Annotated in this window: 14 protein-coding genes and 1 pseudogene; 7 read left to right on the top strand and 8 right to left on the bottom strand. The window is 71.0% G+C overall.

What is annotated here, in order from left to right; all coding sequences use genetic code 11:
• Positions 1 to 9: 9 nt before the first annotated feature.
• The 4 genes from fdhF to AC3IF1_RS00845 all read left to right on the top strand — a co-directional run bounded on the left by fdhF (position 10) and on the right by AC3IF1_RS00845 (position 6,415).
• Positions 10 to 2,871 (top strand): formate dehydrogenase subunit alpha, encoded by a 2,862-nt coding sequence (gene fdhF, locus AC3IF1_RS00860; protein ID WP_489215120.1) that lies wholly within the window; start codon positions 10 to 12, stop codon positions 2,869 to 2,871.
• 4 nt (positions 2,872 to 2,875) lie between these two features.
• Positions 2,876 to 3,169, top strand: coding sequence for a formate dehydrogenase subunit delta (locus tag AC3IF1_RS00855; RefSeq protein WP_243969015.1), 294 nt, complete (start codon positions 2,876 to 2,878; stop codon positions 3,167 to 3,169).
• Positions 3,170 to 3,739: 570 nt separating this feature from the next.
• Complete coding sequence (locus AC3IF1_RS00850; protein WP_243969017.1) at positions 3,740 to 5,401, top strand: OFA family MFS transporter; 1,662 nt, start codon at positions 3,740 to 3,742, stop codon at positions 5,399 to 5,401.
• Positions 5,402 to 5,497: 96 nt separating this feature from the next.
• The gene (locus tag AC3IF1_RS00845) at positions 5,498 to 6,415 is read left to right on the top strand and encodes a LysR family transcriptional regulator (RefSeq protein WP_489215117.1); all 918 of its coding nucleotides are present in this window, start codon (positions 5,498 to 5,500) and stop codon (positions 6,413 to 6,415) included.
• Between the two features lie 9 nt (positions 6,416 to 6,424).
• Here the strand turns inward: AC3IF1_RS00845 and AC3IF1_RS00840 are convergent, their stop codons facing one another.
• The 7 genes from AC3IF1_RS00840 to AC3IF1_RS00810 all read right to left on the bottom strand — a co-directional run bounded on the left by AC3IF1_RS00840 (position 6,425) and on the right by AC3IF1_RS00810 (position 12,186).
• Positions 6,425 to 6,553 (bottom strand): hypothetical protein, encoded by a 129-nt coding sequence (locus tag AC3IF1_RS00840; protein WP_279598148.1) that lies wholly within the window; start codon positions 6,551 to 6,553, stop codon positions 6,425 to 6,427.
• A gap of 199 nt (positions 6,554 to 6,752) precedes the next feature.
• Positions 6,753 to 6,920, bottom strand: coding sequence for a 50S ribosomal protein L33 (gene rpmG / locus AC3IF1_RS00835; RefSeq protein WP_058192064.1), 168 nt, complete (start codon positions 6,918 to 6,920; stop codon positions 6,753 to 6,755).
• Between the two features lie 106 nt (positions 6,921 to 7,026).
• Positions 7,027 to 8,214 (bottom strand): MFS transporter, encoded by a 1,188-nt coding sequence (locus AC3IF1_RS00830; protein ID WP_489215114.1) that lies wholly within the window; start codon positions 8,212 to 8,214, stop codon positions 7,027 to 7,029.
• Positions 8,211 to 8,894 (bottom strand): NUDIX hydrolase, encoded by a 684-nt coding sequence (locus AC3IF1_RS00825; protein ID WP_489220296.1) that lies wholly within the window; start codon positions 8,892 to 8,894, stop codon positions 8,211 to 8,213. The genes AC3IF1_RS00830 and AC3IF1_RS00825 overlap by 4 nt, the downstream gene beginning before the upstream one ends.
• 16 nt (positions 8,895 to 8,910) lie before the next feature.
• Positions 8,911 to 9,369: a DUF983 domain-containing protein gene (locus tag AC3IF1_RS00820; RefSeq protein WP_489215112.1), complete on the bottom strand. Its 459-nt coding sequence runs from the start codon at positions 9,367 to 9,369 to the stop codon at positions 8,911 to 8,913.
• A 23-nt stretch (positions 9,370 to 9,392) separates the two neighbouring features.
• Positions 9,393 to 11,714, bottom strand: coding sequence for a ribonuclease R (gene rnr, locus AC3IF1_RS00815; protein WP_243965326.1), 2,322 nt, complete (start codon positions 11,712 to 11,714; stop codon positions 9,393 to 9,395).
• Between the two features lie 133 nt (positions 11,715 to 11,847).
• Complete coding sequence (locus AC3IF1_RS00810) at positions 11,848 to 12,186, bottom strand: hypothetical protein (RefSeq protein ID WP_489215109.1); 339 nt, start codon at positions 12,184 to 12,186, stop codon at positions 11,848 to 11,850.
• Positions 12,187 to 12,303: 117 nt separating this feature from the next.
• On the opposite strand from AC3IF1_RS00810, the gene ydiJ reads away from it, so the two are divergent.
• Positions 12,304 to 15,387 carry a D-2-hydroxyglutarate dehydrogenase YdiJ gene (gene ydiJ, locus AC3IF1_RS00805; RefSeq protein ID WP_489215107.1) on the top strand — a complete coding sequence of 1,028 codons (3,084 nt, stop codon included), beginning with the start codon at positions 12,304 to 12,306 and terminating at the stop codon, positions 15,385 to 15,387.
• Positions 15,384 to 16,280, top strand: coding sequence for a ketopantoate reductase family protein (locus AC3IF1_RS00800; protein WP_489215105.1), 897 nt, complete (start codon positions 15,384 to 15,386; stop codon positions 16,278 to 16,280). The genes ydiJ and AC3IF1_RS00800 overlap by 4 nt, the downstream gene beginning before the upstream one ends.
• Positions 16,281 to 16,413: 133 nt before the next feature.
• On the opposite strand, the pseudogene AC3IF1_RS00795 reads toward AC3IF1_RS00800, so the two are convergent.
• Positions 16,414 to 16,746: pseudogene (locus tag AC3IF1_RS00795) on the bottom strand (DDE-type integrase/transposase/recombinase); the annotation flags it as partial.
• A gap of 319 nt (positions 16,747 to 17,065) precedes the next feature.
• Between AC3IF1_RS00795 and motA the strand changes: the two are divergent.
• Complete coding sequence (gene motA, locus AC3IF1_RS00790) at positions 17,066 to 17,929, top strand: flagellar motor stator protein MotA (RefSeq protein WP_489215103.1); 864 nt, start codon at positions 17,066 to 17,068, stop codon at positions 17,927 to 17,929.
• The last annotated feature ends 1 nt before the right edge of the window (position 17,930 follow it).

Here is a 17,930-nt window from a genome sequence, read left to right as displayed (position 1 = left end):
GGTAGCGCCATGGCCCTCATCAAAGAGATCGACTACGGCACGCCGATCCGCGTGGCGGAGCAGACCGTCACCCTGACGATCGACGGCATGAGCGTGACGGTTCCGGCCGGCACTTCGGTGATGGCGGCGGCGATGCATGCCGGCACGCAGATCCCGAAGCTCTGCGCCACCGACTCGCTGGAGCCCTTCGGCTCCTGCCGCCTCTGCCTCGTGGAGATCGAGGGACGGCGCGGCACGCCGGCCTCCTGCACGACCCCGGCCGAGAACGGTATGGTGGTGCACACGCAGAACGAGAAGCTCGCCAAGCTCCGCAAGGGCGTGATGGAGCTCTACATCTCCGATCACCCGCTGACCTGCCTGACCTGCGCGGCCAACGGCGATTGCGAGCTGCAGGACATGGCGGGCGTCGTCGGCCTGCGCGACGTGCGCTACGGCTACGAGGGCGACAACCACGTCGCCCCGACCGCGGAAAAATACCTGCCGAAGGACGAGTCGAACCCGTACTTCACCTACGACCCGTCGAAGTGCATCGTCTGCAACCGCTGCGTCCGCGCCTGCGAGGAGGTGCAGGGCACCTTCGCGCTGACCATCGCGGGGCGCGGCTTCGACAGCCGCGTGGCGGCCGGCCCGACCAACTTTTTCGAATCCGAGTGTGTCTCGTGCGGCGCCTGCGTGCAGGCCTGCCCGACCGCGACGCTCCAGGAAAAATCGATCCACGAATTCGGCCAGCCCGAGCACGCGGAGGTCACGACCTGCGCCTATTGCGGCGTCGGCTGTTCGTTCAAGGCTGAGATGCAGGGCGAGCGCGTCGTCCGTATGGTTCCCTACAAGGGCGGCAAGGCCAATGAGGGCCATAGCTGCGTCAAGGGCCGCTTCGCCTACGGCTACGCCACCCACAAGGACCGCATCACCAAGCCGATGATCCGCGAGAAGATCACGGATCCGTGGCGCGAAGTCTCCTGGGAGGAGGCGATCGATCGCGCCGCGAGCGAATTCAAGCGGATCCAGGCCAAGTACGGCAAGGATTCGGTCGGCGGCATCACCTCGTCGCGCTGCACCAACGAGGAGGCCTACCTCGTCCAGAAGCTCGTGCGCGCCGCCTTCGGCAACAACAACGTCGATACCTGCGCCCGCGTCTGCCATTCGCCGACCGGCTACGGCCTGATGTCGACGCTCGGCACCTCGGCCGGCACCCAGGACTTCAAATCGGTCGAGAATTCCGACGTGATCCTAGTGATCGGCGCCAACCCGACCGATGGCCATCCGGTCTTCGGCTCACGGATGAAGAAGCGCCTCCGGCAAGGCGCCAAGCTCATCGTCGCGGACCCGCGCAAGATCGACCTCGTGAAGTCGCCCCACATCAAGGCCGACTTCCACCTGCCGCTGAAGCCCGGCTCCAACGTCGCCTTCATCAACTCGCTGGCGCACGTGATCGTCACCGAGGGTCTGGTCGACGAGGCCTATATCCGCGAGCGCTGCGACCTCGCGGAGTTCGAGTCCTGGGCCCGGTTCATCGCCGAGGACCGCCACTCCCCGGAGAACCAGCAGCAATTCACCGGCCTGGACCCGGCGGAGGTCCGCGGGGCGGCCCGGCTCTACGCCACGGGCGGCGCGGCCGGCATCTACTATGGGCTGGGTGTCACCGAGCACAGCCAGGGCTCGACCATGGTCATGGGCATGGCCAACATCGCCATGGCCACCGGCAACATCGGCAAGCTCGGCGCCGGCGTGAACCCGCTGCGCGGCCAGAACAACGTCCAGGGCTCCTGCGACATGGGCTCGTTCCCGCACGAGCTCACCGGCTACCGCCACGTCTCGGACGACGCCACCCGCGAGAGCTTCGAGGCCCTGTGGGGCGCCAAGCTCGACGGCGCGCCGGGCCTGCGCATCACCAACATGCTGGACGAGGCCGTCGAGGGCTCGTTCAAGGGCATGTACATCCAGGGCGAGGACATCGCCCAGTCCGACCCCGACACGCACCACGTCACCGCCGGCCTGATGGCGATGGAGTGCATCGTCATCCAGGACCTGTTCCTGAACGAGACCGCCAAATACGCCCACGTCTTCCTGCCGGGCGCCTCGTTCCTCGAGAAGGACGGGACCTTCACCAACGCCGAGCGCCGCATCTCGCGGGTCCGCAAGGTCATGGCGCCGCTCGGCGGCTACGGCGACTGGGAGGGCACGGTGCTGCTCTCCAACGCGCTGGGCTACAAGATGGAATACAGCCACCCGTCCGAGATCATGGACGAGATCGCCGGCCTGACGCCGAGCTTTACCGGTGTGTCCTACGCCAAGCTCGACGAACTCGGGTCGGTGCAGTGGCCCTGCAACGAGAAGGCACCGCTGGGCACGCCCATGATGCACGTGGACCGGTTCGTCCGCGGCAAGGGCCGGTTCATGATCACCGAGTTCGTGGCCACCGAGGAGCGGACGGGGGCGAAGTTCCCGCTGATCCTCACCACGGGCCGGATCCTGTCCCAGTACAATGTCGGCGCGCAGACCCGGCGCACCGAGAACTCGCGCTGGCACGAGGAGGACGTGCTGGAGATCCACCCGTTCGATGCCGAGCTGCGCGGCGTCGTGGACGGCGACCTCGTGTCCCTGGAGAGCCGCTCGGGCGACATCGCGTTGAAGGCCAAGGTCTCGGAACGGATGCAGCCCGGCGTGGTCTACACGACCTTCCACCACGCCAAGACCGGCGCCAACGTCATCACCACCGACTTCTCGGATTGGGCGACCAACTGCCCCGAATACAAGGTGACGGCGGTACAGGTCCGGCGGACCAACCGGCCGTCCGACTGGCAGGCGCAGTTCTACGAGGAGGATTTCTCGCTGACGCGCATCGCCCAGCGCCTCGACGCGGCGGAGTGAGGCGATGAGCGCGCAGACCCAGGAGGACAAGCTCCTCCGCATGGCCAACCAGATCGCCACCTTCTTCCGGTCCTACCCGGAGGAGGAGGCGGTGGCCGGAATACACAAGCATATCGTGGCCTTCTGGACGCCCAAGATGGTCTCGAGGCTCGAAGCCGCCCTGCCGGCGATGGGTGACCGGGCCGACGATCTCGTGCAGCGGGCCCTGCGCGGCGCCGAGCCCCAGGCCGAGAGCCCGGTGCGCTCGGCGACCCGCGACCCGCAGAAGCTCGGCGAAGGCGCCAGCGACGCCGGCTGACGCGGCCGGCAAAGACGTCACGGCGTGGTTGTGATCGCGACCCCGGTGCCAGGATCCTGCGGGCGCCGGGGCTTTTTTTATCGTGCCAGCGCGTAGGGAACGCTTCGGCTGCCGGTCTCGCATGAAGGGCTGACCCGATATGCGGGAGCCCAGGGTCCACGGCACGAATCGAGACGGCTCGGATCGGCTGTCCAGCCATCGGACCTCATCCTGAGGTGCCGCGGAGCGTAGCGCAGGCCTTGAAGGAGCCCTCCACATGCCACGGCTATCCCTGGGGCCCTCCGTCGAGCCCCGCTGACGCGGTCACCTCAGGATGAGGAGGGGAGACGGGATTCGTCCGGTCGCCGCTTTACCGGTCGCTGGCGTGTGCTGTAGCGGCGCCTTCGAGGTCGCGGCAGACCGCGGGCTGCCCTTCGGGCAATCTTCGGCGCGGAGCGGTTCGCCTACAGATTGCGCAGTTTGAGAGGAAATCTGTCCACTCAGCGTGCATCGCGCTAGCACCGTGTACACAGATCGCGCATCCTGCGGCATCGAGCGGTCCATCGACGTGATCGCCGCGGGGAGTGAATCATGGGTGCTGGAGTGGCGGGTGTGGTCGCACCCGGCGATACGCCGGGTCTGCTGTCGCGGGAGCGGATCGTCGCCAAGCCGGGCTTCAACCGGTGGCTGGTGCCGCCGGCGGCGCTGGCGATCCATCTCTGCATCGGCATGGCCTACGGCCTGTCGGTATTCTGGCTACCGCTGACCCGGGCGCTCTCGGTCGGCAAGCCCGCGCCGGCCGCCTGTCCCGACATGGGCGTGATGACCGCCCTGTTCACCACCACCTGCGACTGGCGCGTCAGCGACCTCGTCACGGTCTTCTCGATCGGCATCGTCGTGCTCGGCCTGTCCGCGGCCCTGTTCGGCGGCTGGCTGGAGCGGGCCGGCCCGCGCAAGGCCGGTATCGTGGCAGCCCTGTGCTGGGGCGGCGGCTTCCTGATCGGCGCCCTCGGCGTCTACCTCCACCAGCTCTGGCTGGTCTGGCTCGGCATGGGCCTGATCGGCGGCATCGGGCTCGGCCTCGGCTACATCTCGCCGGTCTCGACGCTGATCAAGTGGTTCCCCGACCGCCGCGGCATGGCCACCGGCATGGCGATCATGGGCTTCGGCGGCGGCGCGATGATCGGCTCCCCGCTGGCCGACGGCCTGATCAAGACGTTTCGCAGCCCCGATTCGGTCGGGGTCTGGCAGACGCTGGCCGTGATGGGCCTGGGCTACGTCGTGTTCATGCTGGGCGGCGCCTTCGGCTACCGGGTGCCGCCGGCCGGATGGCGTCCGGACGACTGGACGCCGGCCGCCTCCAAGAGCGCCATGATCGCCTCGGGCCACGTCCATCTTCGGGACGCGCACAGGACCCTGCAGTTCTGGATGATCTGGCTGGTCCTGTGCCTCAACGTGTCCGCCGGCATCGGCGTCCTGGCGCTCGCCTCGCCGATGCTCCAGGAGATCTTCGGGGGCTCGCTGATCGGCCTGCCGGGCACCGGCTTCGCGGCGCTCGATCCCGGCCAGAAGGCGCAGGTCGCGGCGATCGCGGCCGGCTTCGTCGGGCTGCTGTCCCTGTTCAACATCCTGGGCCGGTTCTTCTGGGCCTCCATGTCGGACCGGATCGGCCGCAAGCTGACCTACGCGACCTTCTTCGCGCTGGGCGGCCTGCTCTACGCGGCCGCGCCCTGGGCGGCGGGGATCGGCTCGCAGGCCCTGTTCGTGGGGATCTTCTGCGTGATCCTGTCCATGTATGGCGGCGGCTTCGCCACGGTCCCGGCCTATCTCGCCGACGTGTTCGGCACGCAGTTCGTGGGCGCGATCCACGGCCGCCTGCTGACCGCGTGGTCGACGGCGGGCATCGTCGGGCCGTTCGTGATCACCAAGATCCGCGAGGCCCAGGCGGCGGCCGGCGTCCAGGGCGCGGATCTCTACGGGCGGACCATGTACGTGCTCGCCGGCTTTCTCGCCGTCGGCTTCGTCTGCAACCTGCTCGTCCGCCCGCTGGCCAGCCGGTGGTTCATGTCCGATTCGGAGCGCGCCACCCTCGACGTCCGCGCCGGCGCCGCGGCGGCCGGGCCGTCTGGTTCCTTCGGCATCGGCCGTGGCGGGTTCTCCCCGGCGGCCGCCCTGGCCTGGGCCGTGGTCGGCATCCCGATCGTCTGGGGCATCGGCATCACCCTGTCGAAGGCGTTTATCCTGTTCCGCTGAGTGCCCGGATCCGCCGCCTGTTGTGGCTCGGGCGGCGGGTCGCTACGCTCCGGCGTGCTGCGCCGTGCCGGCCTGCGCCGTTCGGAATGCCTCTTGGTGATCGACAAGCTGGACTTCCTGCTCGCGCTCGCCCGCGAGCAGCATTTCGGCCATGCCGCCGAGGCCTGCGGGGTGACCCAGCAGACCCTCTCGGCCGGCGTGAAGCAGCTAGAGAACCGCTTCGGCGTCCAGCTCGTGCTGCGCGGCTCGCGCTTCCAGGGCTTCACCCCCGAGGGCGAGCGGGTCCTCGCATGGGCACGGCGGATCGTGGCCGATGCCCGGGCCATGCATGAGGAGGTCACCGGCCTGCGCCGGGGCCTGACCGGGCATCTGCGCATCGCCGCGATCCCCACCGCCCTGCCGATGATCGTCGATCTCACCACGCCCTATCGCGAGCGCCATCCGGACGTGCGCCTGACGGTCGAATCCGCAGCCTCGGCCGACATCTTCTCGCTGATCGAGAACCTGGAGGCGGATGCCGGCCTCACCTACCTGGACAACGAGCCCCTCGGGCGCGTGGTCTCGGTGCCGCTCTACCGCGAGCGCTACCGCCTCGTGACCGCGATCGGCGGGCCCTTCGATGGCCGCGCGAGCGTGACCTGGGCCGAGACCGGCCGCCTGCCGCTCTGCCTGCTCACCCCGAACATGCAGAACCGGCGGATCATCGACCATCAGATCCGGGAATCGGGGGCCGAGCCCGCCGCGACCCTCGAATCGAACTCGATGATCGTGCTCCTGACCCATGTGCGCACCCTGCGCTGGGCCTCGATCATGCCGGAGATCCTGGTCGACGCCCTCGGACCCATGGAGGGTGTGCGCGCCATCCCGATCACCGCCCCGGACCTGGAGCACACGATCGGCCTCGTCGCGCCGCGGCGCGAACCCTCGACTCCGATGGTGACCGCCCTCGTGGCCGTCGCCCGGTCGCTGGCGCGCACCCTCGATCCGGAGTTGGCGGGATCCGGCTCGGTCTGACCGGCGCGCTCAAGCCGGGGCGCGGCGCCCCGAGAACAGCCGGCGGATGGCGCGGACGCCGTGGACCGGCAGCATCAGGACGAGCCAGGTCGCGAGCGTCGCCGCGGTGACGAGGACCAGCAACAGGATCCTGAGCATCGAACCGCCCTCCAGGCTGACCGGGGCCGGGGACGAACCTCCGCCGGGGGATCGGGCAGCGCCTGGGGTAAGCGCGTTAACGGTCCGGGCTGGGGCCGGGCTGTCGTCGGACGGGCGCCGCGGCGCGGGCATGAAAAAAGCCGCCCCGTCCCCGGAGCGGCTCCCCGTCGGCGGCGGGGCCGCGCTGCGGCCGCCGGCCTTACTTGATCTTGGTTTCCTTGAAGTCGACGTGCTTGCGCGCGACCGGGTCGTACTTGCGCATCGTCAGCTTCTCGGTCTGCGTGCGGGAGTTCTTCTTGGTGACGTAGAAATAGCCGGTGTCGGCGGTGGAGATGAGCTTGATCTTGACGGTGACGGCCTTGGCCATGGCGCGGCGCTCCTGCAGGGTGCGGCATTCCGCGTGAGCGAAACGCAAATGGCCGGGCGAGCCCGGCCGAATACGGGCGGGTGAATGCCCGATCGGGCCGGGCAGGTCAAGAGCGGGCGGCGGCCCGCTCCGTCGCGGCCAGCCACCCGGCGAAGGCCAGGAACAGGGTGAGGAGCGCCAGCGCGAAGCCGTGCGGCGGCACGAGGTCGAGCCCGCCGCCGATGAGGGGCGGACCGAGCATCAGGCCGACATTGTAGAACACCACGAAGGCCGCGTTGGCGCCCGCGAGGTCGCTCGCCGGGGTGCGGTCGCCGAGCATGGTCAGGCCGACCGTGTAGAGGGTGCCGGCGATGCCGCCCCAGACCAGGAGGAGCAGCCCGAACGCCAGGGGGTTGCCGGCCGCGAGGGGGATCAGGGCCGAGCCGGCGGCGCCCCCGAGGCTCGCCGCCAGCAGCACCGCGCTGCGGTCGAGGCGGTCGGCGAGCCAGCCGAACGGGATCTGGAACAGCACGTTGCCCAGCGCGACGAGGCTGACGAGGCCGGCCGCGCCCTGCGCGTCGTAGCCGAGGCGCAGGCCGTAGAGGGGCAGGATCGCGAAGATGCCGGTCTCCACCGCCCCGTAGGCGAGGGCGGCCGCCAGCGCCCCGGGGGCGAGCCGCAGATAGGCGCGGATGCCGAGCCCCGAGCCCGGTTCGATCGTCGGCGACAGCCCCCGGGCCAGCACGATCGGCAGGCCGCCGGTGAGCATCAGCGCGGCGCCGGTGACGTAGGGGGCCCACCCCTCCGTGCCGACGAGCGCCAGCAGGAGCGGCCCGACCGCGAAGCCCGCCGCCAGGACCGTGGCGTAGATGCCCATCACGAGGCCCCGGCGCTCGGGCGGGGCGGCGGCGTTGATCCAGTATTCGGACAGGACGAACAGCGCGCCGAGGGTCGCCGAGAAGACGAAGCGCAGGGGGAACCACGGGGCGATGCCCGGCACGAGCGGGAACAGCGCGAGGCTCGCCGCCCCGACCACGAGGGCGAGACAGATCAGCGGGGCGACCCCGATCCGCGCCGCGAGCCGCGGGACGAACGGCACCGTGCCGATGCTGGCGAGGCCCGCCACCGCGGTGTTGAGGCCGATCAGCGTGCTCGACGCGCCGCGGCGCTCCAGCTCGATCGACAGCAGCGGGATCGACAGGCTCAGCCCGATGCCGACGACGGTGACGCAGGTCACGGCCGCCGAGATCGCCGCCACGTCCTCCGCGCTGATCCCCCGCCGCGCCTCCCGTCCCGGGTTTCCCGGGCGGCTCACAAGGCCACCCGCTCGCGGCGGCCGTAGCGCTCGTAGTGGAACGGGATCATCCGGTGCGGGGCGAAATCGGCGGCGATCTGCGCCTCCAGGTCGTCGAGGATCGCGCGGGTGATGAAGGGCAGGTCGAGCTGTCGCGCGGCGTCGAGGCGGACCCAGGCGAGTTCGGTGAACTCGGCGTCGGCCGTCACGCGCCCCGGCTCCTCGGCCGCCACCATCCGCCGGTCGATGGCGAAGAAGCGCGTGTCGAACCGGCGCACGCGCTTGGGCGGAGTGATCGCCCGGGCCACGAGGTGCAGCGCCTCGAGATCCGGCAGGATTTTGTGGTGGGCGAACCCCTCCCAGCCCGCCGGGGGATCCTCGGGGGCGCCGTGCTCGCGCGTCCCGAGCAGCAGGCCGGTCTCCTCGTAGGTCTCGCGGATGGCCGCCAAGGCCAGGGCACGTCCGAGATGGTGCGGCGGCCGGGAGACCTGCCGGGTCAGCGCCGCCTCCGCATAGTCGGGTAGCGCCCCGGCGACAGGCATGTGGCGGTCGCCGAGCTCGATCCGGCCGCCCGGGAAGACGAACTTGCCCGGCATGAAGGCGAGGTTCGGGTTGCGCCGGCCCATCAGGACCTTCGGGCCGCCCTTGCCCCGCCGGTCGATCACGATCATGGTCGCGGCGTCCCGCGGCCGCAGGCGCATTGTCGCGGGCTTCCGCTCAGGGGTGATCGCGGTCTCCGAGTCCGGCTGCGGCAAGGCGGGTCTCCTCCGGCCCCGGGGCGGGCCGGCCCCGCGGTAGCGTGGCGAAGCCTTGCATGCCAAGGGCGTATTGCAGGCCGACGACGGCGCCCTTGACCGGCTGGAGCAGCGCCAGGGCCATCGCCAGCGTGACCACCGGCCACACGCCCATCTCGACCCACAGGGGCACCTCGTAGGCGCTCTCGGTCTCCAGGATCAGGTAGCCGACGATGTGGCCGACGATGAAGATCACCGCGTAGGGCGGCAGGTCGTCGGCCCGGTGGTGGTGCAGTTCCAGGCCGCAGGCGTCGCATTCGGGCCGCACCTTGAGGAAGCGGCCGAAGATCCGCCCCCGGCCGCAATGCGGGCAGCGGCCGATGAAGCCCCGGGCCATCGCGGGAACGAGGCGGGTGCGCAGGGGAATCGCGGCGTCGGCCATGCCCAGGCTCTACACCGCCCGGGTCAGCGGCGCGAGCCGCGGTGACGCGTGCCGGCGTTGCGGATGCCGGCGGGGCGGCCGGGCGCGGCGGCCTTGAACGGTCGGGCGCCGGGCTTCTGGCCCGGGTCCGGCTTGCGGGCGCCGGAGCGGGTCCGGCCCTCGCTGAGCAGTTCGAAGCGGAGCGCGCCGGCCACGGGCGCGGCCTCCACGAGCCGCACCTCCACCGGGTCGCCGAGGCGGAAGGTCTGCCCCGTCCGCTCGCCCACCAGGGCGTGGCGGCCCTCCTCGTGGCGGAAATAGTCGGCGCCGAGCTGGGAGATCGGCACGAAGCCGTCGGCCCCGGTCCCGTCGAGCTTGATGAACAGCCCGGCGCGGGTCACCCCCGCGATCCGGCCCGCGAAGGTGGCGCCGATCTGATCGGCGAGGTGATGGGCGATCAGCCGGTCGATGGTCTCGCGCTCGGCCGCCATGGCCCGGCGCTCGGCCGCCGAAATCTGCTCGCCGATCTGCGCCAGTTCGCCCGCCGCGATGTCCGGGGCGAGCCCATCCGCCCCGAGCCGGCAGGCGGTGATCAGCGCCCGGTGGACGATCAGGTCCGCGTAGCGCCGGATCGGCGAGGTGAAGTGGGCGTAGCGGCGCAGGTTCAGGCCGAAATGGCCGAGATTCTCGGCGGCGTAGACCGCCTGGGCCTGGCTGCGCAGGATCACCTCGTTGAGGAAGACGCCGTGCTCGGTCTCGGCCGCCTGAGCGAGGATCCGGTTGAACAGGGCCGGGCGCAGCGCACCCTCCTTGGGCAGCTTGATGCCCACCGAGGCCAGCACCTCGCCGAGCGCCCGCACCTTCTCCAGGGCCGGCTCGTCGTGGACCCGGTAGATCAGCGGCTGGCGCGCCTGTTCCAGGGTCTCGGCGGCGGCGACGTTGGCCTGGATCATGAACTCTTCGATGAGCCGGTGGGCGTCGAGACGCTCCGGCACGACCACGCGGTCGACCGCCCCATCCGGGCTCAGCAGCACCTTGCGTTCCGGCAGGTCCAGGGCGAGCGGCCCGCGGCGGTCCCGGGCCTCGCGCAGGGCCGCGTAGGCCGCCCAGAGCGGGCGCAGAGCCGTGTCCAGGAGCGGCCCGGTCGCGGCGTCCGTCTGCCCGTCGATGGCGGCCTGCGCCTGCGCGTAGGCGAGCTTGGCGCGGGAGCGCATCATCACCCGGTGGAAGCCGTGGCGGCGCTTCTCGCCGTCGGCGGCGATGACCATGCGGACGGCGAGCGCCGGCCGGTCCTCGCCCTCGCGGAGCGAGCAGAGGTCGTTCGAGATCCGCTCCGGCAGCATCGGCACGACCCGGTCGGGGAAATAGACCGAGTTGCCCCGTTCCAGCGCCTCGCGGTCGAGGCTCGAGCCGGCCCGCACGTAGGCCGCCACGTCGGCGATGGCGACGGTGAGGATGAAGCCGCCGGGATTGGCCGGGTCGGGATCGGCCTCCGCCATCACGGCGTCGTCGTGGTCCTTGGCGTCCGGCGGGTCGATGGTCAGCAGCGGCCGGTCGCGCCAATCCTCGCGACCCTTCAGAGCGGCGGGCTCGGCGGCGTCCGCCTCGGCCAGGGTCGCATCCGAAAAGACGTGCGGGATGTTGTGGAGGTGCAGCGCGATCAGGCTCACGGCCTTCTCGGAGCCCAGCGAGCCCAACCGCTCCTTGACCCGGCCCCGCGGCAGGCCGAAGCGCGTCTCGCGCTCCAGGGAGACGCTCACGAGGTCGCCGTCGCGGGCCTCTCCCTCTTCGCCGGGCGGGATCAGGATCTCGCGGCCCTGGGAGCGCTTCTCCACGGGCACGATCCGGCCGCCCTGCGCGCCGGCCCGGTAGACGCCGATCACCTCGGCCTTGTTCTTGCCGATGACCTTGACGACCCGCCCCGTATAGCCCCCCTCGGCGTCGCGCTCGACGCGGATCAGGGCGCGGTCGCCGATCCCGGCGGCCGGCCGGTTGCCCTTGCGGGGACCGCGCGGCTGGCTGAGCACGATGGCGGGCGGCTTGCCCGATCCGGTCCATTCCACCGGGACCGCCAGGAAATCGCCGTGCCGGTCCCGGGCGCGGATATCGGCCAGGACCACCGGCGGCAGGTGACCGGCCGGGGCGAGCCCGCCGCGTCCGCGATCGATGGCGCCCTCCGCCTCGATCTCCTTGAGGACGCGCTTCAGATCGATCTTGGCGGCGCCGGTGATGCCGAAGGCCTTGGCGATCTCCCGCTTGCCGACGCGCTCCTTGGACTCGGCCACGAAGGCGAGGATCTGCTCACGGGTGGGGAGGGGCGCAGGGGCGGCGGGGTCGGCCGCCGGGGCGGTGATGCGTCGTGCCAAAAGGGGGGTGCCGGACGATTCTCGGGGGTGGGGCCCGGGGGCGGGCGTCGGATCGGGATCCCGGTCCTGTGATCCCAAGATGGGGCCCCGGGCCGGCCGCGGCAACGCCGCGCGCCCCGTCCTCAACAGGCGCTCAGCCCGTGGAGGCGATCTTCCGGATGTGATCGACCGCCCGATCGACATCGAAGCCGGGCGCGAGGATCTCCGCCAGGGTGAACGGGCAGGCGCGCGGCAGGGTCAGGTTCACCTGCCCCTCCAGCGCGGCGAGTTCGGGCGTCTCCGCCGCCTGGATCGCCAGGGTCCAGGCGCCGTCCATGCGCAGGCTGTCCGGATCGGGCGGGTCGCCGGCCAGCGCCGCGAGCTTGGCATGCCCCGCATCCCGGCAGCTGAGACCGCGCGCGTCGTCGGAGATGAGCGCGGCCTTGATCAATTCGGCCAGGGCGTCCCTGACTCGTTCGACGCTCGCGTTCATAGGCCGGCATTCCTCGACATCCCGCCGGAGTGGCAAGCGGGATGCCAGCCCGCCCCCGCGGCCGCGTGACAGAAGCGCCGGTCTTTCCTCCCGATCCGCCGGGTGTAGAAGACGGGGATGATCCCGGTCCTGACCCGCCACCGAGAGGCTGTGCCGCTCTACGCCGCGGCCTGCGCCGAGCTGCACTTGCGTGGCTTCGAGGGTGACCTGACTCTGTCGGAGGCCGACCGCACGGTCTTCGCCACCGACAACTCGATCTACCAGGTCGAGCCGGGGGCCGTGGCCTTCCCGCGCTCCCGCGACGACCTCGTGCGCATCGCCAAGCTGCTGGACGATCCGCGCTTCACCGCGCTCGTGATCCGCCCGCGCGGCGGTGCCACCGGCACCAACGGCCAGTCGCTCGGCCACGGCCTCGTGGTCGACACCTCGCGGCACATGAACCGCATCCTGGAGATCGACGCCGCCAACCGCACCGTCCGGGTCGAGCCGGGGGTGGTGAAGGACCAGCTCAACCGGGAACTCGCCAAGCACGGCCTGTTCTTCGCGCCCGAACTCTCGACCTCCAACCGGGCGACGCTGGGGGGCATGATCTCCACCGATGCCTGCGGGCAGGGCTCGTGCCTCTACGGCAAGACCCGGGACCACGTCCTGGCGCTGACCTGCGTGCTCACCGACGGCACGGTCTGGACCGCCGAGCCCCTGGACGAGCCCGGCCTCGACGCCGCCAAGGGCCGCAACGACCGGGTCGGGGCGATCCACCGGGCCGTCGACGCCGTGGCCACCGAGAATGCCGCGCTGATCGCCGAGCGCTTCCCCAAGCTCAACCGCTGCCTGACCGGCTACGACCTCGCCCATCTCCGGGACGCGGCCGGCCGGTTCGACCTCAAGAGCGTGCTCTGCGGCTCGGAGGGCACGCTGGCGCTGATCGCCGAGGCGCGGCTCAACGTGCTGCCGATCCCCAAGGCCGCGGTGCTGGTGGCGCTCTCCTACGTCGATTTCGACGCGGCCCTGCGCGACGCCCAGGCGTTGCTGCCGTTCGGCGCGGCGTCCGTGGAGACCATCGATTCCACCGTCCTGGGCCTCGCCCGCAAGGACCCGATCTGGGCCGAGGTGCGGGCCTTCTTCCCCGACGACCCGGCCGGGCGGCCGGTGGACGGGATCAACCTCGTGGAATTCGTGGGCGACGACGCGGCCGGCGTGGAAGCCACCCTCGGGCGGCTCACCGCCCTGCTGGAGGCCGAGCGCGGCACCGATACCAAACGCCTGGGCTTCACCATCGCCCGGGGCGCGGCGATCGAGACGCTCTGGACCATGCGCAAGAAGGCGGTGGGCCTCCTCGGCGCCGCCCAGGGCGAGGCCCGGCCGATCCCCTTCGTGGAGGATACGGCGGTGCCGCCGGAGCGGCTCGCCGACTACATCGCCGAGTTCCGGGCGCTCCTCGACGGCAAGGGGCTGCGCTACGGCATGTTCGGCCACGTCGATGCCGGCGTGCTGCATGTCCGGCCGGCGATCGACCTGAAGGACCCGGCCCAGGACGGCCTGATCCGCGCGGTGACGGAGGGCGTGGTGGCGCTCACCGCCAAGTATGGCGGCCTGCTCTGGGGCGAGCACGGCAAGGGCTTCCGCTCCGAATTCGTACCCGCGACCTTCGGGCCGCTGATGCCGGCGCTGGAAGCGGTCAAGCGCGCCTTCGACCCCGGCGACCGGATGAACCCGGGCAAGATCGCCTCGGCCAAGGGGGAAGAACTCACCCGGATCGACGGCGTGCCGCGCCGGGGCGAGCGGGACCGCACCATCCCGGCGCCGGTCCGCGCGGATTTCGACGCGGCGCTCCACTGCAACGGCAACGGCGCCTGCTTCAGCTACGACGCCGACGAGGCGATGTGCCCGTCCTGGAAGGCGACTCGGGAGCGGCGGCACTCGCCCAAGGGTCGTGCCGGGCTGATGCGCGAGTGGCTGCGCCTGGCAGCCGACGCGGGGGTCGATCCGGCCGCCGAGCTGAGACGGCAGCGCGCCGGGTGGCTCGGCGACCTGTGGGCGACCGTGCGGAGCGGGTTCCGGCGCGCCTCCGATGCGGACGACTTCTCCCATGCGGTCAAGGAGGCGATGGACGGCTGCCTCGCCTGCAAGTCCTGCACGGGCGCCTGCCCGATCAAGGTCGACGTGCCGAGCTTCCGGGCGAAGTTCCTGGCGCTCTACCACACCCGCTACGCGCGGCCCCTGAAGGACCACCTCGTGGCCGCCCTGGAACCGCTGCTGCCCCTGGCGGCCCGGGCGCCGCGCCTGAGCAACGCGGTCCTGACCCATCCGCTGGCCCGGTGGATCCTGGCCAGGGCCGGGCTGGTCGCGATTCCGGCCCTGTCGCCCGTTGCCCTCAAGGGGCAATTGGCGCGCCTCGGCGTGGCGGTCGCGACCCCGGAGGCGCTGGCGCGGCTCGATCCGCGGGAGCGGGAGAACGCCGTGCTGGTGGTGCAGGACGCCTTCACCAGCCACTTCGACGCGGAGGTCGTGGCCGACAGCTGCACGCTCCTGATCGCGCTCGGCTTCACGCCCTGGCTGGCGCCCTACCGGCCGAACGGCAAGCCCCTGCACGTTCACGGGTTCCTGGCGCGGTTCGCCGCCGTCGCCCGCGCGAACGCCGCGATGCTGCGCGATCTGGCGCGGACCGGCGTGCCCCTCGTCGGGATCGACCCGTCGATGACGCTGACCTACCGTTCGGACTACGCGCAGGCGCTGGGCGGCGACCTGCCGAAGGTGCAGCTCCTGCAGGAATGGCTGGCGACCCGGCTCGACCGGATCCCGCCGCGCCGGGGCGGCGGGACCCTGCGGCTCCTGCCCCATTGCACCGAGCGCACCAACGCGCCGGGCGCCGTCCGGGACTGGCAGGCTCTGTTCGCCCATCTCGGCCTGCGGCTGGAGGTGCCGGCGGCCGGCTGCTGCGGCATGGCTGGGACCTACGGGCACGAGGCGGCCCACCGCGCCACCTCCGAGGCGATCTACGGCCTGAGCTGGGCCCGCCACGTGGCCGAGGCCCCCGGCGGCACCCTGCTGGCCGACGGCTATTCGTGCCGGTCCCAGGCCAAGCTCGTCGACGGCGTGCGGCTGCGCCACCCGGTCCAGGCGCTCCTGGACCATCTCGGTGCCGGTGAAGCGGGGGCGGCGCCGTTCCACCCCGAGCGCGCGGCGGCGGTGTCGCGATGAACGTCGCCGTTCTCGGGGCCGGGGCGGTCGGCTGCTATTACGGGTTCCTGCTCGCCCGAGCCGGCCACGCGGTGACGCTGATCGGCCGCACCGCCCTGGTCGAGGCGGTCGAGGCCGGCGGGCTGGTGCTGGAGAGCGCGGCCGGGCGCGCCACCGTCCCGGTGCGGGCGACAGCCGCCGGTGACGGCGTCGCCGGGGCGGACCTCGTGCTGGTCTGCGTCAAGTCGGGCGACACCGAAGCCGCCGGGGCGATGATCGCGCCGCATCTGACGGCTTCGGCCACGATCCTCAGCCTCCAGAACGGCGTCGACAACGCCGAGCGCCTCGCCGCCGTGCTCGGCCGTGCCGTCGTACCGGTGGCGGTCTACGTCGCCACCGAGATGGTCGGGCCGGGCCAGGTCCGCCACAAAGGCCGGGGCGACCTGATCCTCGGCGCCTCCGCGGCGAGCGCGCGGATCGCCGCGGCGTTCACGGCCTCCGGCATCCCGGCCACGGTCTCGGACCGCGCCCTGGACGCGCTCTGGGGCAAGCTGATCCTCAACTGCGCCTACAATGCCCTCTCGGCCCTGAGCCAATTGCCCTACGGCCGTCTGGTCCAGGGCGAGGGCGTGGTCGCGGCGATGACCAACGTGGTGCAGGAATGCGTCGCGGTGGCGAACGCTTCGGGCGTATCGGTGCCCGACGACATCCTCGACACGGTGCTCGCCCTCAGCCGCACCATGGCTGACCAGCGCTCCTCCACCGCTCAGGACTTGGCCCGGGGCCGGCCCAGCGAGATCGACCACCTCAACGGCACCGTGGTGCGGACCGGCGCGGCGCTCGGCATCCCGACGCCGGCCAACCGGATGCTGCACACGCTGGTCAAGCTGGTCGAGGGGCGGGATCGGGGGTGAGGGGGGCGGCGTGTCGTTGCGTCTGGTTGCGTCCCAACCAAGTCGTACGCGGGCGATCGCACACCTCTCGACCGTAGACGGGCCTGCCGCAAACTCGGTTTTGAGCCGCAGAGGGGCATCTAGCGCGCCGTCTTCACGCTGTGGTCGCCGCGGGACCTCCCAAGCAGTGGGCCGGCATCCGGTTCTGCCCGTGTACGGTCCCATGTACCGGCAAAGCCGAAGCTCCTGCGCAGCGCCAGCATGGCGTCCAAGCCGCAGATCGTGCGCCGGGCCGTGTTGAAGGATCGGAACCTGCCCCACCCGCGGTATCGCCCGGTTCACCCGGACGTGGATCACGCTCGATCCCTTGCTGCGGGTGTCGGGTGACGCCGCGGGTCGGGGGCCGGGGTCGCAGGCCCTGATCCCGGCCCTCGGCGATGGCTGGCGGGTACGGGCCAACACCATCCGTGCCGATGCGATCTGGGGCGGGCATTCCAGCCGGACGTCGCCGCGAGCGTCTCGCCCCTGATCACGAGCAGGCGGTGAGGATCATGGGCCGGCTCCGGGGATGGCGCGGCAGGCTCGACGGCTATGCCTAACGACCGGTGAAAGCCGGCGTGATCGTGTTTGGGACACGCCTGCGCCCCTCAGTTCAGGTCAAGCCCGCGGCACCCAATGCCGGGACCGGATATCTGCGAATCCTCCGACCCCAGCTCTAAACGCGCCGTTAACCTTAATCAGTGATTTACCGGGCCAGTAGTGGCTCAGCGCGGACTGTACCTGCCGCCGCGCATGGATGGCGAATTATGCGGCTGATCGTCGGCACAATAATGGTGTTCGCCTGCGTCTTCGGCAGCTACGCGGCGATGGGCGGTCACCTGCTCGTCCTTTGGCAGCCGTTCGAGTTTGTCATCATCCTCGGTGCAGCGATCGGTGCCTTCATCATCGGCAACACCGGGCCGGTGCTCAAAGCCGTGCCCGCCATGCTGGGCACGCTCGTGAAGGGCCCCAAATACAACCAGCAATCCTATGTCGAGCTGCTGGGAATGCAGTATTCCTTGTATAAGCTCGCGAAGCAGAAGGGTTCGATGGCGCTCGAGCCGCACATCGAAGATCCGGGCGAGTCGGCGCTGTTCAACGCCTTCCCGACCTTTGCCGCGAACCATCACGCGGTCGAGTTCGTCTGCGACTACATGCGCATGGTGACGCTGGGCGCCAACAACGTCCACGAGATCGACGCGCTCATGGATGAGGAACTGGAGACGCACCACCAGGAGCAGGAGCGCGTCGTTTCGGCCATGCAGGCGCTCGCCGACGGAACGCCGGCGCTGGGCATCGTCGCCGCCGTGCTCGGCGTGATCAAGACGATGGGGGCGATCAAAGAGCCGCCGGAGGTGCTGGGACATCTGATCGGCGGCGCGCTCGTCGGTACCTTCTTCGGCGTTTTCGTCGCCTATGGCTTCTTCGGGCCCATGGCGCAGTCGCTTAAGGGCCTCTTCGAGGCCGAAGCCAAATACTACCTTTCGCTCAAGGCGGGTCTCCTCGCCCATATCGGCGGCCAGCCGCCGGTGATGGCGGTCGAATTTGCCCGCAAGTCTCTGATGAGCGACGTCCGCCCGACCTTCAGCGAAGTGGAAGCGGCAACCGCCGCTCTGCCCGCCCAGAACTGAT

The sequence above is a fragment of the Methylobacterium sp. E-012 genome (assembly GCF_057836545.1).
The sequence above is the reverse complement of the archived record's forward strand: the minus strand, read 5'-3'. Positions and strand labels throughout refer to the sequence as shown.